Origin of the sequence: Stutzerimonas kunmingensis (genome assembly GCF_900114065.1) — a bacterium.
GTDB lineage: Bacteria > Pseudomonadota > Gammaproteobacteria > Pseudomonadales > Pseudomonadaceae > Stutzerimonas > Stutzerimonas kunmingensis.
This window is the reverse complement of the sequence record NZ_FORS01000006.1, coordinates 87,829-102,806: the sequence shown is the minus strand read 5'-3', so window position 1 is coordinate 102,806 and position 14,978 is coordinate 87,829. Positions and strand designations below refer to the sequence as shown.

The following is a 14,978-nucleotide window of genomic DNA, read 5'->3' as shown; positions in this document are numbered from 1 at the left end:
TGCGCATTGCTCGATGCTTTACCTTTCTTTCGTGTCGGCGAGTAGCAGGGGTGGAAAAACGCGCCGCGTTTTCCACCGGGGGTGGCGTGCAGATCTTTGTCTGACGCCCGCTAACGACTAGACAAAGGCTTCGCTAAAGAGCGCTACCGACTCATCAAAGACGCCGCTCCCGCGCCCCCAAACAGCGCCGCGCTGGTCCGGTTGAACCACGCATGCCCTTTCCCGGTGCGCAGGTAACGTGCCGCCCCCTGCGCGCCCAACCCGTAGGCCAGCTTGCAGAGCAGATCGAGCACGGCCCAGGTAAGGATCATTAGCAATAGCTGCGGCAGCAACGGCTGCCCCGCGCTGAGAAACTGCGGCAGAAAGGCGGCGAAGAAGAGGATGTCCTTTGGATTGCTGCCACCAAGGATGAACGCCCGGCCGAACAATCGACTGAAACGTGGGGCGAGGGCGGGGCTTTCGATCTCGTGGGCGATGGGTGTGCGACGGGCTTCCTTCCAGCTCTGCCAGGCGAGGTAGAACAGGTACAGGGCACCGACCAGCTTGAGCGTGCTGAACAGCCGCTCCGAGGCCATCAGGAGCGCGCCAAGCCCCAGCGCCGAGGCGCTGAGCAGGGCGATGGAAGCTGTCACACCTCCCAGGAAGGCCGGCCAGGAGCGGCGCACTCCGTAGTTCAGGCTGTTGCTGATCATCAGTAACGACAGCGGCCCGGGGATCAGGATCACCACCAGCGCCGCACCGGCGAACAACAGCCATATTTCCAGGGTCATGACGGCCTCCTATAGCCAATGCAAAAGCCCCACTGCGGAGCAGTGGGGCCGTAGGTGAGCCGGGCGCTGCCGGCCCGGTTCAGAGAAACGCGAACTTGGCGATGAATATCACGCACAACACATACAGGCTGATCGATACCTTGTCGCGCTGGCCAGTCAACAGCTTGAGCGTCGCGTAGGTCAAGAAGCCCAGGGCGATACCGTTGGCGATGGAAAAGGTCAGCGGCATCATCACCACGGTGACGATGGCCGGGATGGTGTCGGTGTGGTCCTTCCAGTCGATATTCGCCAGGCCACTCATCATCAGCATCGCCACGTAGATCAGCGCGCCGGCGGTGGCATAGGCGGGAATCATGCCGGCCAGTGGGGCGAAGAACATGGCAATCAGGAACAGCACGCCGACGGTCACTGCGGTCAGCCCGGTGCGGCCGCCGGCGGCGACGCCCGCGGCGCTTTCCACGTAGCTGGTAACCGGTGGGCAACCGACGAAGGCGCCGACCACGCTGGAGCTGCTGTCGGCCTTCAGCGCGCGGGAGAGGTTCTCGATCTTGCCGTCCTCATTGACCAGGTTGGCACGGTGGGCGACGCCCATCAGGGTGCCGGCGGTGTCGAACATGTTCACGAAGAGGAAGGCGAGGATCACGCTGACCATCGCCACGTTGAGCGCGCCGGCGATATCCATGGCCAGCCAGGTCGGCGCCAGGCTCGGGGGCATCGACACCAGGCCGTTGTACTCGACCAGACCAAGCGCCCAGCCGGTGGCGGTGACCACCAGCATGCTGACCAGGATCGCACCGAAGACATTGCGGTGGCTGAGTACGGCGATCATCAGAAAGCACACCGCGGCCAGCAGCGCCGACGGCTCGGCGAACGAGCCCATAGTCAGCAATGTTGCCGGGCTATCGACGACGATGCCGGCGGTCTTCAGGCCGATCAGGCCGAGGAACAGGCCGACGCCAGCGCCCATAGCGAAGCGTAGGCTCATGGGGATGCTGTTGAGCAGCCATTCGCGGATGCGCGACAGGCTCATGATCATGAACAGCACGCCGGAGATGAACACCGCGCCGAGCGCGATCTCCCAGCTGTAGCCCATCTCGCCGACCACCGTGTAGGTGAAGAAGGCGTTCAGGCCCATGCCTGGCGCCAGGCCCACCGGCCAGTTGGCGTACAGCCCCATCAATAGGCAGCCGAGCGCCGCGCCGATGCAGGTGGCAACGAAGGCAGCGCCGTGGTCGATGCCGGCGTCGGCCATGATGTTCGGGTTGACGAAGATGATGTAGGCCATGGTGACGAAGGTCGTCAGGCCGGCGAGCAGTTCGGTGCGGATACTGGTGCGGTGTTCGCTGAGTTTGAAGAATCGGTCGAGCAAACCCGCGTTCTTCGGTTGCAGCCCGAGGGTCGGGTGTACCTGCTTCGTGGTTTCCACAAGGTGTTCCTCATCGTTCTTGTTGTCTATCACCCAGAGCGGTGCTCTCGAGGGCAGGTGATGGTGAGGGCTCTTCTGCTCGGTTTATTGACCGAAAGGTCAGGAAGGCTTGACGCGATTATGCTTTTGTATACAGGAATTGCAACTCGATTTGCGCAAATTCAGTCGTTCAGGCGGCTTTTGACTATCAATCCTGTTCTGCGTGAAGCGCTATGGTGAACGAACAGATGTAGGCTTCCCGCTTGATTGTGCACAATATTTGGATTTATTTCGCTGTTTAACCATCGGCTACTGCCAGGCACATGGCGAAAGGCAGTAAAGTTCGGTCTGCCGATACTTCCGACGCGAGTCACCATGAACGAACAGTTGCAGCCTCTGAAAAAGCCGACACGAAACGGCAAGGTCCGTACCGGGACCCAGGACGACATCGTTTACGCCCATATTTTCGACGCCATTCTCGAACAACGCCTGGCGCCGGGTACCAAGCTCAGCGAAGAAGCGCTGGGCGAAATCTTCGGGGTGAGTCGGACCATCATCCGCCGCGCGTTATCGCGGTTGGCTCACGAAGGCGTGGTGCTGTTGCGCCCGAATCGCGGGGCGGTGGTGGCAAGCCCCAGCGTGGAGGAAGCCCGGCAGATCTTCTTTGCCAGGCGAATGGTGGAGCGCGCCATCACGGAACTGGCGGTTCAGCACGCTACTGCTGAGCAACTGGCGGAACTGCGGCAGATGGTGGCCGACGAGCAGGATTGCTTCGCTCGCGGCGATCGCGGCGCCGGCATTCGCCTGTCCGGTGAGTTTCACCTGAAGCTGGCCGAGGCGGCAAAGAACGCGCCGCTGGTGAGCTTTCAGCGCAGCCTGGTCTCGCAGACCTCGCTGATCATCGCCCAGTACGAGAGCGGCAACCGCTCGCATTGCTCTTTCGACGAACACAACCAGCTGATCGATGCCATCGCTGCCCGCGACAGCGAGAAGGCAGTGAGCCTGATGATGCATCACATGGATCACATCGACAGCAAGCTCAACCTCGACGAAGACAGTGCGTCGGATGACCTGCACGCCGTGTTTTCGCATCTGGTGCTTGGCAAGAAGAAGCCGCGCGTACTGCGCTGAGATTCGATGTGGATCCTGCCGTTGTGCGGGATCATCGATATTAGAAGTAGGCCGGGCGGCGTTCCGTTTCAGCCCACCGACCGGGGGGGGCGGGTTTGGCGGGAGCGGAACGCCGCCCTGCTCATGCTGCGGACGCCGCTCTTGATTGGAGGGACGTCCGGCGCATCTTGGGGCGTGGACAAGGCTTCGCCGTTGTCCACGCACGCGGTGCTCGGCGAACTCAACAGCCCTAGCGCTTGTGCACGCTGCACCCGGCCGCGTAGGTCTCCTTTTATGTGGAATAGAAAATCAATGAAAACGGGGGCTTTGCTCACCCCCGGTGCTTTTCATACCTAACCAGTATGGCTATAGCTTCTGAAAAGAAAGAGATCGCCAACGAAGCCAGTTTAAGATCCCTGACCTACCATCGGGCTGACATGCACGTAAAAGAGACAACAGGCAGAAAACGACCAGCAGCGGACTACCGCCCGCTATTGCCGAGAAAAAAAAACTTAAAGCAGTGTCCCAGAATCGGTTGACCACTACAGCCATCAGTATGACTTGAGATCGATATCGCTGGAAAATTTCTCCCCAGGCACCTCTTTTATCAGGGCCTGCCCGGCTATCGGCGTCTTACCATCGAATGTGAGAGTTGGGCCACCATGCAGTTCCCAGCCGTTGTTCAGCGATTCGGTTATCCGCATGCAGAACAGAACATCGTCCGGTCCTGTAACAAATCTATATAACTTCATAAAATTTCCTATTCCGAAGTTTTCTTAGAGGGTGTTTACAAAATCAGGTAGTCAGCCGGCGAAGCAGCAGTCTCGCCTCAGTGAGCCAGACCCAAGCTTCAGCGACCTGCGCCAGTCGATCGTGATGCATCGCCAGCCGTCGTGCACGTTCGTTCCAAGCATGCGTGCGCTCGACGACCCAGCGCTTGGCCAATACAACGAAGCGAAGCCTTGAGCATCGGCTTTCACCGTAAACAGGTCCAGCTGTTCGGGGCGTATCCAGCGGCCCACGTTCCTGTTGGCCGGATGCCGCACCACCTGGACCCGGATGCCATGGCATTGGGAGACCGTCTGCGCACACTGGCCGGCATAGCCGCTATCGGCGAACAGCCTCTGGATGCTGGGATATTTCGTCATCGCCGCCGCCACCACCGGATGAGCGCCATCGCGGTCCTGCACACTGGCGGCCGTTACGCTGACCGCCAGCAGCAGCCCCAGCGTATCGACCACCAGGTGGCGCTTGCGTCCCTTGACCTTCTTGCCCGCGTCATAGCCCGTATCGCCTCCTTGTGGGGAACCGCGCGTGGACTGGGCATCCAGTACCGCCGCCGTGGGTTCTGCCGCGCGCGCCTCTCGCTCACGCCATTGCGCCCGCAGACGATCATGCATCTGCTCGAACTTGCCCTGAGCGCTCCAACGACGGAAGGTCCGGTACACGTTCTGCCAGCGCGGGAAGTGTTTAGGCAACATCCTCCAGGAACCTCCGGTCCGCACCACATAACAGCAGGCATCGACCAATGTCCGGCGGCTGAACCGCGGCGGCAGCCCTCGACCGCCCTCGTTCTCGAAGAGATCCCGGACTAAGGTCCACTCGGCATTGGTCAGGCAACTGGGGTAGATCTGTTCCGGCTCCAGGCGTCGATGGGCGGCGCTATAGCCGTATCGTGCAGGGCCAGGCACCGCCGCCTCCACCATCACCGCTTCATGGCTGGGCGCACGCTCGATGCCCTGCCGGCGTAGTGTGGTGATCAGCGTCTACTGATGCACACTCAATCCGGTACGACGGGCCAGTTCAGCACCGATCTCCTCCAGCGTGGCGGTCGGATCAGACTCGACGATTGCCACCAGGATCGCTACGTGATCACCCTGTAGCTTGCGGGGGCGGCCCATTTCGATCTCTCGCTTCGACTGAAAAAGCCAGATTATACTATTTTTTGTAAACACCCTCTTAGTATAGGTTTATAACGCTCTAGTTCAGGGCCAGGTTGGGGGTAGCAGCGCCCGAAGCCCCTGTGGTGTGTTGATATAGGCGACCAAATTTGGAGCCGCTCTTCTCGGCAGCGGAGATACAGACAGCAAGCAGTTAAGATCGAGGGAAGACAGCATACGAGCAACACGCGCTGGCTCAGGGTGAAAGAGTTCAAGCTTGACGAGGGACAGCCCAAGGTCTTGAAGCTTCGCAGCAGGATGAATGTCAGTCTGCCATTCAATTAGTGCAGGGCCGATGCCATTTAGAGGAACTGAACCATCGGCGGGAATAGTAATTAGCCAGTTTAGTGCGCCACGGCTAATGGACTCGACTACCCCAAGCGGCTCAGAGCAAGCGCCTGCCATTGCATGAATGTCAGTGGTGCGAGCAACCCACGTAGAAAGGGATGGCATTGCGTCGGGGCGCAAGCTCTCGAGACCGAACCAACGAGGCCGCTCGGGCGCAGGTGCATCCGGATTGGGCGAGATGACTTCAAGGAACAGCGCGTCGCCCAGCCGTAAAAGCAAGTTGTGCGTTCCCATTCGCGGATGCTCGCCACCAATCTGGGGCTCGGCTCCAAGGGTTTGCCATATAAACTCCGCACCTGCTTCAAGTGATGGTGACGTAACCGTGATGTGGTCTAACTGGCAACGCGGCACGCTAAGACCTCTTGACGTTTGGTTAAGGTGGGGGCTTAAGCCCCCAGCGAGCGGAGCGGTATTCCCTGCGGCGTCACCGGAGCCGACAGTCCTGCAACGCGTCTTTATACATTACACCGATTCCGGCCGCACTGACCCCTTGGAGCCGTTACGCGGCGGAGCCCGTCTCCTTTTGTGCAGGCGGTGGTATTCGAGCTTCAGCCGGTTCCAGCCGATCGCTGCAGCCGGTTTGAAAAGCGGTGTGATCAGGCATAGAGCGATATCATGGCTACTCTTCTTTCCTTTACATCGACGCGGCCAGGGCTGAATTATCGAGATTTACCGAGCGCAGCCCCTCCAGCGCAGCGAGTAGATACTCTATTGGCGATCAAGCATTTTTTATGTGCTGATCGCTGAAAAACCGGGTGGAGTCGAAGGGCACGCCGAGTTTGAGACAGGCCCAGATTCCCGTCAGGTACTTGCGCATGACCGCACACAGTGCCTGGATTTTCTTCTTGCCTCGCTTCTGCAAGACCTCATAAAACGCTTTGGCGTTCGGGTCATGGCGCACCGCAGACAAGGCTGGCATGTAGAGCGCACTGCGCAGGTAGGCGTTGCCAGCCTTGCTCAAGCGTCCGGGCTTGTTGACGCTGGTGCCCGATTGGCATAGCCGCACGTCCAGGCCGGCGTAGCGGCTGACCTGGGCGGCTTTCAGCTCTCTGGGCAACACGCACAGCTCGGCCAGCAATGCGATAGCGCTGGCTTGAGCGATACCCTTGGCCTGCTTGAGGTTCGCCAGGTGCTGCTGGTGTTGCGGCTGTTGGCCGATCAGCTCGCAGGCAGCCTTGGTCAACCTCTCGATGCGCTGATCCAGACGTTCGATGCCTTCGACTTCATCGTCGACAAGCAAGGGTAAGGTAGATGACTTCGAGCGCAGGGCATGTAGCCGATTCTTGGCCTGGGTGCGAGCTGCGGTCAGGCGGTTGATCTGTCGCCCTATGTCGCGCAGGCCCATCAGGGTGTCGTCGGGCGCCTGCCACAGGACAGGGTTTCATACACTCGCCGTATTCAGCCAACAGCGCGGCATCCGCCGCATCGGTCTTGCTGTTGCTCAACTTGAGCTGGGCGAAGTGGTGAAAGCTGCGTGGATTGATGACTGCCACCGGCAAGCCGGCTCGCTGCAGCGCCACCGCCAGGTCCAGGTAGTAAACGCCTGTGGCTTCCAACACCACGCGGGCCACCGTGAGCCCCTTGAGCCGCTTGATCAGTGCCTGATGCCCCTCGTGGGTTTGGCGAAACTCCGCTGTGTCGACAACACGCCCAGCACGCCACTGAGCCACTGCGACGGACTTTGCTCCAACATCCACACCAACAAAAGTCTCCACGGGTTCACCTCCACTGATTTATGCGTAACAATCATCACCGGTTCCCCGACCTCGCACTTCTTACCGCTGCAACCTTGTGATGCGAAGTCCACCTCTCGCGAGCTGGCTTCCGGATACTCCACGCAGTTGGTAATGAGGCGGGGGGCCAATCTACAAACGAGATCACTCAAGGTGTCTCCAGGGTGGGACGGCCTCCCGGTAACGCTTCGAATCATCGCTTATTGACGATGGATTCAACATACAAGGGTGGGCTTCAGCCCACCAGATTCCCAGTCACACTTTACCTCGTGGCATTACTCACCTTACACAGCGGTGGCGAGCTTATGCTTTGCTGTGCACCGAGACCCCGGCGACGTAGGTTTCCTTCACAGCGCGATCGTCGCCGAGAGTCATCAGCGCAAAGAGCTTTTCCTGGAGCGTCGTCGCCTGGCTCAGCCGGTAGTCGATCAGCGGAGTTGCCTTGTAATCGAGCACAACGAAGTCGGCATCCTTGCCCGGTTGCAGGTTGCCGATCTTGTCGTCCAGATAGAGCGCCCGCGCACCGCCGAGCGTGGCGAGGTATAGGGCCTTGAACGCGTCGAGCTTCTGCCCCTGCAGCTGCAGCACCTTGTAGGCCTCGTTGAGGCTTTGCAGTTGCGAGAAGCTGGTGCCGCCACCGACATCCGTGCCCAGGCCCACGCGCACGCCGTGACCTTCCAGCTTGGCCAGGTCGAACAGGCCACTGCCGAGGAACAGGTTGGACGTCGGGCAGAAGGCGACGGCGGAACCTGTCTCGCCGAGGCGTTTGCATTCGTCGTCACACAGATGAACGCCGTGCGCGAATACCGAGCGCGCACCGATCAGGCCGTGGTGGTCGTATACGTCGAGGTAGCCGCTGCGCTCGGGGAACAGCGCCTTGACCCATTCGACCTCCTGCTTGTTCTCGGAGATATGGGTGTGCATGTACAGCCCGGGAAATTCGGCGAACAGCTTACCGGCCAGGGTTAGTTGTTCGGGTGTGCTGGTCGGCGCAAAGCGCGGGGTGACGGCGTAGTGAAGGCGACCCTTGCCGTGCCAGCGCTCGATCAGCTCGCGGCTGTCGGCATAGCTGGACTCGGCGGTGTCGGTGAGGAAGTCCGGCGCGTTGCGGTCCATCAGCACCTTGCCGGCGATCATCCGCAGGTTGAGCTTTTCCGCCGCTTCGAAGAAGGCATCCACCGATTGCTTGTGCACGGTACCGAATACCAGCGCCGTGGTGGTGCCGTTGCGCAGTAGTTCGGTGAGGAACAGGTCGGCCTGCTCGCGAGCATGTGCCATGTCGCTGAAACGGCCCTCGTTTGGGAAGGTGTAGGTTTCCAGCCAGTCGAGCAGCTGCGCGCCGTAGGAGCCGATGACGCCGACCTGCGGGTAGTGGATATGGGTATCGACGAAGCCAGGGGTAATCAGCGCATCCGGGTATTCGACTATCTCTGTGCCGGCCGCCAGGGTCGGCAGCAGCTCGGCGGCATGGCCGATGCGTGCGACCTTGCCGTCCTCGACGATCAGCAGGCCGTCCTCGAAGTATTCATGGGATTGCTCGATGCCCACGTCGCGCGGGTCGGCGAGGCAGTGGAGCAGGGCGGCACGGTAGGCTTTGGTGCTTGGCATGGTGACTCTCGAAAATCGTTGTGTGAGGTGATGCGTTGACATGGGCAGGCCGTCGCCGGAGGTGTGCCTGCCACAAGGTCGGGTGGTCAGTTTGTCTGGGCGCGGCGCGAAGCGGGGACCAGCATCGGTACCGGCTTTTCACCGTCCGCGGTCTTCTCGCCACCCTTTTCACCGAAATGCGCGTTGTAGGTGGCGATCACTTCACCAGCGATGGACACGGCGATCTCCACCGGCAGCTTGCCCTTCACCTCGGCGATGCCCATCGGGCAGCGCATGCGTTGCACCGTTTCGGCCCCAAAGCCACGGTCGCGCAGGCGGTGTTCGAATCTGGCGCGTTTGCTCTTCGAGCCGATCAGCCCGTAGTAGGTGAAATCGTTGCGCGAGAGGATCGCGGCGGACAGCTCCAGATCCAGCTGATGATTGTGGGTCATGACGATGAAGTAGCTGCCGGCGGGCATGTTATCCACTTCCTCGACCACATCGTCGTTGACCACCTTTTCCACGCCGCGCGGAATCTCGGCGGGGAATTCGTTATCGCGCGAATCGATCCAGCGCACCTTGCACGGCAGGCTGGCCAGCAGCGGCACCAGCGCGCGCCCGACATGCCCGGCACCGAACACGGCGATATGCGCCTGCGGCTGGCCCATGGTCTCGAACAGCAGCACCGTGGCGCCACCGCAGCACTGACCGAGGCTGGCGCCGAGGGAGAAACGCTCGAGACGGGTGCCGCGGCTGCGCTTTTCCAGCATTTCGCGGGCGATCTCTTGCGCCTTGTATTCCAGATGGCCGCCGCCGATGGTGTCGTACAGGCGCTCGCGGCTGACCACCATCTTCGAGCCGGCATTGCGCGGCGTGGAGCCGCGTTCCTCGATGATGGTCACCAGCACGCAGGGTTCGCCTTGTTGTTGCAGGTCGGCGAGTGCTTCGATCCAGGCCGTGTTGCTCATGTCTGTGTCCCTAGTAGTTCGGGCGGCCGCTCCGTGGAAAAAACCGCGAAGCGCCTTCCACCCAAACGATCAAGTTGTGTTGATGGTGGACAATCACAGGGTTGTCCACCCTTGGTCAGGCCGGGGTGGTCTCCGCTGCCGCAGACCTGCTCGCGGTCTGCTTCAACCTACGCATCTGCTCCACACCCCACAGCACCCGCTCCGGCGTCGCTGGCGCGTCGATCTTCGGCTGAACCTTGTAATCCGCCAGGCTCGCCACGGCGTCTTTGATCGCGCACCAGACGGATATCCCGAGCATGAACGGCGGCTCGCCCACGGCCTTGGAGTGAAACACGGTGTCTTCGGGGTTCTTGCGGTTCTCCACCAGCTTGACCCGCAGATCCAGCGGCATGTCCGCCACCGCCGGGATCTTGTAGCTGGCCGGGCCACTGGTCATCAGCTTGCCCTTGTCGTTCCAGACCAGCTCTTCCATGGTCAGCCAGCCCAGGCCCTGGACGAAGCCGCCTTCGACCTGGCCGATATCGATGGCCGGGTTCAGCGAGGCGCCGACGTCATGCAGGATGTCGCTGCGCAGCATCTTGTATTCGCCGGTCAGGGTGTCGACGATCACTTCCGAACAGGCCGCGCCGTAGGCGAAGTAGTAGAACGGCCTGCCGCGCGCCTGGCTGCGGTCGTAGTAGATCTTCGGAGTGCGGTAAAAACCGGTGGACGACAGCGAAACCTGGCCGAAATAGGCCTGCTGGATCAGCTCATCGAAGCTGATGTACTGGTCGCGCAGGCGCACCTGGCCATTCTTGAACTCGACATCTTCCTCGAAGATCTGCCACTTGCGCGCGGCGAACTCCACCAGCCGCTGCTTGATGGTCTGCGCGGCATTTTGCGCCGCCTTGCCGTTGAGGTCGGTGCCGCTGCTTGCTGCCGTCGGCGAAGTGTTCGGCACTTTGTCGGTATTGGTCGCGGTGATCTGGATGCGGTCGATATCGACCTGGAACACCTCGGCCACCACCTGGGCGACCTTGGTGTTCAGGCCCTGACCCATCTCGGTGCCGCCATGGTTCAGGTGGATGCTGCCGTCGGTGTAGACGTGCACCAGCGCGCCGGCCTGGTTGAGGAAGCTGGCGGTGAAGCTGATGCCGAACTTCACCGGCGTCAGCGCCAGGCCCTTCTTCAGGATCGGGCTTGCGGCATTGAACGCGCGGATATCTTCGCGTCGCTTTGCATAGTCGCTGCTGGCTTCCAGCTCGGCGGTCATCTCCTCGAGCATGTTGTGCTCGACGGTCTGGTAGTAGTGGGTGACGTTGCGCTCGGTCTTGCCGTAGTAGTTGCGCTTGCGCACCTCGAGCGGGTCCTTGCCCAGCTCGCGGGCCACCGCGTCCATGATCTCCTCGATGGCGACCATGCCCTGCGGGCCGCCGAAGCCGCGGTAGGCGGTGTTCGAGGCGAGGTTGGTCTTGCAGCGATGGCCGTTGATGGTGGCGTCGCCCAGGTAGTAGGCGTTGTCGGAATGGAACATGGCGCGGTCGACGATCGAGCCGGAAAGGTCCGGCGAGTAGCCGCAGTTGCCGGCCAGGTCGATCTCAATGCCGTGCAGCAGGCCGTCGTCATCGAAGCCGACGTCGTATTCGACGTAGAACGGGTGACGCTTGCCGGTCATGGTCATGTCTTCCATGCGTGGCAGGCGCATCTTGGTCGGGCGGCCGGTGAGGCGTGCTATCACCGCGCACATGCACGCCGGGCCGGCGGCCTGGGTTTCCTTGCCGCCGAAGCCGCCGCCCATGCGGCGCATGTCGATGACGATCTTGTTCATCGAAACGCCGAGCACCTCAGCGACGAGCTTCTGCACCTCGGTGGGGTTCTGCGTCGAGGTGAAGACGATCATGCCGCCGTCCTCGGTGGGCATGACCGAGGAAACCTGGGTCTCCAGATAGAAGTGCTCCTGCCCGCCGATGTGCAGCGAGCCCTGCAGCCGACGCGGCGCGCTGGCCAGGGCCGTGGCCGAGTCACCACGCTGGTGGGTGTGGCTGTCGAGCACGAAGTGCTTCTTGTGCAGCGCCTCGACCACGTCGAGCACCGGCTCCAGATCCTCGTATTCGATGATTGCGGCCATGGCTGCCTTGCGCGCGGTTTCCAGGCTGTCGGCCGCGACGGCGATCACCGGCTGGCCGATGTACTCGACCTTGCCGTCGGCGAGCAGCGGATCACCCGGCAATACAGCGCCGATATCCAGCTGCCCGGGTACATCCTGAGCGGTGATGGCAATGGCGACGCCAGGCACCTCATAGCAGGGCGCGGTGTCGATGCGGGCGATGCGTGCGTGGGCACGGTCGCTCATGCGCGCATAAATATGCAGCTGATTGGGAAACTCCAGGCGGTCGTCGACGTACACCGCCTCGCCAGAGACATGCTTGGGCGCGCTGTCGTGCTTGACGCTCTTGCCGACGCCGGTGATCAGATCCTCGGTAAACAGCGCCGCGATTTCTTCCTGAGTGCGGGTGGTTACGTGGTTAGACATAAGCGGTCACCCTCGTTTCGGTTTTCGGTGCGTGTTGTTCGAGGAAGCATTTACGCAGCAGGTTCTGCGCGACCAGCAGGCGATATTCGCGGCTGGCGCGGAAATCGGTCAGCGGCGTGAAGTCCTCGGCCAGCGCCTCGCAAGCGGCTTCCACGGTTTGCTGGTTCCACGGCGCGCCGTTCAGGGTCGCCTCGCAGGCCGCGGCGCGTTTTGGGATCGCCGCCATGCCGCCAAAGGCGACGCGGGCATCGGCGATCATGCCATCTGTGATTTTGAGATCGAACGCGGCGCAGACCGCCGAGATGTCGTCGTCCAGTCGTTTGGAAACCTTGTAGGCACGGAACAGGCGATCCGGCGTGGCGCGCGGCACGATGATCTGCTCGATGAACTCGCCGGGCTGGCGCGCGGTGACCTTGTAGTCGAGGAAGTAATCTTCCAGCGGCAGGGTGCGGCTGACATCGCCCTTGCGCAGCACGACCTCGGCGCCCAGGGCGATCAGCAGCGGTGGGGCGTCGCCGATGGGCGAGGCGTTGCCGATGTTGCCGCCCAGCGTGCCCTGATTGCGGATCTGTAGCGAGGCGAAGCGCTGCAGCAGATCGCCGAAGTCCGGGTACTCGGCAGCCAGCGCGGCGTAGCAGTCGGTCAGCGGTGCGGCTGCACCGATCTCGATATGGCGGTCGGTGATCTGGACCTGCTTCATCTCGGTGATCTGCCCGACATGGATCATCACCGGCAGCTCGCGGTGGAACTGGGTGACCTCCAGCGCCAGGTCGGTGCCGCCGGCGAGCAGCCGCGCTTGCGGATTGGCGGCATACAGCTCGGCCAGCTCAGCGATGGTCAGCGGTGACAGGCTGCGCTTCTCGCCGTCGCTGAGTTCGGCCGTTTCACGCGGCGCGATGCGCTGCAGCTGGGCGATGGTCTCGGCTTCGCGGGCGTCGAACTGGTCCGGCTGCTTGCTGCAGCAGGCCTGCTCGGCGGCTTCGAGAATCGGGCGGTAGCCGGTGCAGCGGCAGAGGTTGCCGGCCAGGGCTTCGTGGGTCTGGTGTGGATCGTAGGTCTGCACGCCGTCGCCGCGATTCTTCTGCAAGGCGAACAGGCTCATGACGAAACCGGGAGTACAGAAGCCGCACTGCGAGCCGTGGCAATCGACCATCGCCTGCTGGACGCTATGCAGCTGACCCTGATGCTTGAGGTCTTCGACGGTGATCAGTTGCTTGCCGTGCAGAGCGCAGACGAAGGTCAGGCAGGAGTTCAGGGTGCGGTAGCGCAGCCGATCGCCGACCAGTTCGCCGACCACGACGGTACAGGCGCCACAGTCGCCGGAGGCACAGCCTTCCTTGGTGCCCGTCTTGCCGCGGTGTTCGCGCAGGTACTGCAGCACCGTGGTGTTGGGGTCGAGAGCGTGCTCGCTGCGCAGCTCACGATTGAGGAGAAACTGGATCAAGGCGGTGCCTCCGACTGTTGTTGTTCTGACGCGCAAATTATCGCTATCTGACTTTTCGGTCAACTTATTCCTGACTCAAAAGTCAATGCGGCATGCGCGCGCAGGTCGGGCGAAGGCTAGGTGGCCATCGCCCGGTTTTTCCTACTGCAAGTAAAGCCCGCTCAGGCCGATTCGGCCTCGCCCTGCCGTCGGTAGGCGTAGGTCTCGGCGAAGCGCGAGAGCATGTACCGACTGCAGGTGGTGCTGGGGTATTTCGGTGGGTTGTCGTCGCTGTAGCAGCCGGGCAGACAGCTGATTTCGGTGTCTGGATGCGGCTCGGCGAAGAATGGCATCGAATAGCGATCCACGCCCAGCGGGCTGATCACGCGATGTGGCGTCGACTTGTAACGATCATTGCTCCAGCGCGCCATCATGTCGCCGATGTTGACCACGTAGGTGCCTTCGATGGGCGGCGCGTCGATCCATTCGCCCTTGACGTTCTGCACCTGCAGGCCGCCGGCCTGGTCCTGATAGAGCAGGGTGACGCAGCCGTAGTCGGTGTGCGCGCCGGCGCCTTGCTGATCGGCGCTAGTGGCCGTCTGCCGGGGCGGGTAGTGGATCATGCGGAATACGCTGATCGGCTCGACGAAGCGCTTGTCGAAGAAGTCCCGCTCGATGCCCAGGGCGAGCGCGATGGCACGCAGCAGGGTGCAGGCGAGATCCTGCATGTCGCGGTAATGACCCTCCATCAGCTCGGTCCAGCCTTCGATCTGGAGCGGATGACGGTTGGGCCCGCGCAGCGGCTTTTCGGCCAGCACTTCCGGGTGATCTGCAGGCATATGGAAACCCATGTCGAAGGTTTCCTTGAGGTCGCACGGCTGGCTCGGGTCGAGCTGCTCGGTAGCGACGGCACCGTAGCCGCGGTGGTGGCGGCTCTTGGTGATGTCGATCTTCAGCTTTTCTTCGGCGGGCAGGGCAAAGAACCGCTGGGCATGGTCGGTGAGGGCAGCGATGCGCTCGGCGCTGATCGGATGACCCTTGATGTAGAAGAAGCCCCACTCGCGGCAGGCGCGGTCGATGGCCTCGGCAACGGCCAGATGGCCGGCCTCGTCGGCGTTATAGAGCGGGGAAATATCGATGACGGGCAGTGAATTCATGGCTGACTCCGGTACGGCGCCGCCG

Annotated in this window: 12 protein-coding genes and 1 pseudogene; 1 reads left to right on the top strand and 12 read right to left on the bottom strand. The window is 61.9% G+C overall.

Annotated elements, in window-relative coordinates; genetic code table 11:
* Positions 1–143 precede the first annotated feature (143 nt).
* The gene (locus BM275_RS15480; RefSeq protein WP_090522170.1) at positions 144–770 is read right to left on the bottom strand and encodes a LysE family translocator; all 627 of its coding nucleotides are present in this window, start codon (positions 768–770) and stop codon (positions 144–146) included.
* Between the two features lie 79 nt (positions 771–849).
* Positions 850–2,196 (bottom strand): NCS2 family permease, encoded by a 1,347-nt coding sequence (locus BM275_RS15475; RefSeq protein ID WP_090522168.1) that lies wholly within the window; start codon positions 2,194–2,196, stop codon positions 850–852.
* A 354-nt stretch (positions 2,197–2,550) separates the two neighbouring features.
* On the opposite strand from BM275_RS15475, the gene BM275_RS15470 reads away from it, so the two are divergent.
* Positions 2,551–3,306, top strand: a complete 756-nt coding sequence (locus BM275_RS15470; protein WP_014819421.1) for a GntR family transcriptional regulator — start codon at positions 2,551–2,553, stop codon at positions 3,304–3,306.
* Positions 3,307–3,836: 530 nt separating this feature from the next.
* Here the strand turns inward: BM275_RS15470 and BM275_RS15465 are convergent.
* The 10 genes and pseudogenes from BM275_RS15465 to BM275_RS15425 all read right to left on the bottom strand — a co-directional run bounded on the left by BM275_RS15465 (position 3,837) and on the right by BM275_RS15425 (position 14,953).
* Entirely contained in the window at positions 3,837–4,037 is a 201-nt protein-coding gene (locus BM275_RS15465; protein WP_014819422.1) for a DUF1737 domain-containing protein, read from the bottom strand.
* Between the two features lie 43 nt (positions 4,038–4,080).
* Positions 4,081–5,186 (bottom strand): annotated as a pseudogene (locus BM275_RS15460) (IS5 family transposase).
* An 84-nt stretch (positions 5,187–5,270) separates the two neighbouring features.
* Positions 5,271–5,924: a VOC family protein gene (locus BM275_RS15455; protein WP_090522166.1), complete on the bottom strand. Its 654-nt coding sequence runs from the start codon at positions 5,922–5,924 to the stop codon at positions 5,271–5,273.
* A gap of 367 nt (positions 5,925–6,291) precedes the next feature.
* Positions 6,292–6,912 (bottom strand): transposase, encoded by a 621-nt coding sequence (locus BM275_RS22445; RefSeq protein WP_230697626.1) that lies wholly within the window; start codon positions 6,910–6,912, stop codon positions 6,292–6,294.
* Positions 6,797–7,243: an IS110 family transposase gene (locus tag BM275_RS22440; RefSeq protein WP_230697625.1), complete on the bottom strand. Its 447-nt coding sequence runs from the start codon at positions 7,241–7,243 to the stop codon at positions 6,797–6,799. Before BM275_RS22440 ends, BM275_RS22445 begins: the two co-directional genes overlap by 116 nt.
* 366 nt (positions 7,244–7,609) lie before the next feature.
* Positions 7,610–8,914 carry a guanine deaminase gene (gene guaD / locus BM275_RS15445; protein WP_014819425.1) on the bottom strand — a complete coding sequence of 435 codons (1,305 nt, stop codon included), beginning with the start codon at positions 8,912–8,914 and terminating at the stop codon, positions 7,610–7,612.
* A gap of 86 nt (positions 8,915–9,000) precedes the next feature.
* The gene (gene xdhC / locus BM275_RS15440; RefSeq protein ID WP_090522164.1) at positions 9,001–9,861 is read right to left on the bottom strand and encodes a xanthine dehydrogenase accessory protein XdhC; all 861 of its coding nucleotides are present in this window, start codon (positions 9,859–9,861) and stop codon (positions 9,001–9,003) included.
* A gap of 115 nt (positions 9,862–9,976) precedes the next feature.
* On the bottom strand, positions 9,977–12,373 hold the full coding sequence (xdhB, locus tag BM275_RS15435; protein WP_090522162.1) for a xanthine dehydrogenase molybdopterin binding subunit: 2,397 nt from the start codon (positions 12,371–12,373) through the stop codon (positions 9,977–9,979).
* Positions 12,366–13,817, bottom strand: a complete 1,452-nt coding sequence (gene xdhA, locus BM275_RS15430) for a xanthine dehydrogenase small subunit (RefSeq protein ID WP_090522160.1) — start codon at positions 13,815–13,817, stop codon at positions 12,366–12,368. Before xdhA ends, xdhB begins: the two co-directional genes overlap by 8 nt.
* A gap of 161 nt (positions 13,818–13,978) precedes the next feature.
* Positions 13,979–14,953 (bottom strand): 2-oxoglutarate and iron-dependent oxygenase domain-containing protein, encoded by a 975-nt coding sequence (locus BM275_RS15425; RefSeq protein ID WP_090522159.1) that lies wholly within the window; start codon positions 14,951–14,953, stop codon positions 13,979–13,981.
* Between the last annotated feature and the right edge of the window lie 25 nt (positions 14,954–14,978).

Coding starts and splice junctions, on each gene's coding strand:
- BM275_RS15470 (WP_014819421.1), top strand. CDS start 2,551: ATGAACGAACAGTTGCAGCCTCTGAAAAAGCCGACACGAAACGGCAAG.
- guaD (WP_014819425.1), bottom strand. CDS start 8,914: ATGCCAAGCACCAAAGCCTACCGTGCCGCCCTGCTCCACTGCCTCGCC.
- BM275_RS15465 (WP_014819422.1), bottom strand. CDS start 4,037: ATGAAGTTATATAGATTTGTTACAGGACCGGACGATGTTCTGTTCTGC.
- xdhB (WP_090522162.1), bottom strand. CDS start 12,373: ATGTCTAACCACGTAACCACCCGCACTCAGGAAGAAATCGCGGCGCTG.
- BM275_RS15480 (WP_090522170.1), bottom strand. CDS start 770: ATGACCCTGGAAATATGGCTGTTGTTCGCCGGTGCGGCGCTGGTGGTG.
- xdhC (WP_090522164.1), bottom strand. CDS start 9,861: ATGAGCAACACGGCCTGGATCGAAGCACTCGCCGACCTGCAACAACAA.
- BM275_RS15425 (WP_090522159.1), bottom strand. CDS start 14,953: ATGAATTCACTGCCCGTCATCGATATTTCCCCGCTCTATAACGCCGAC.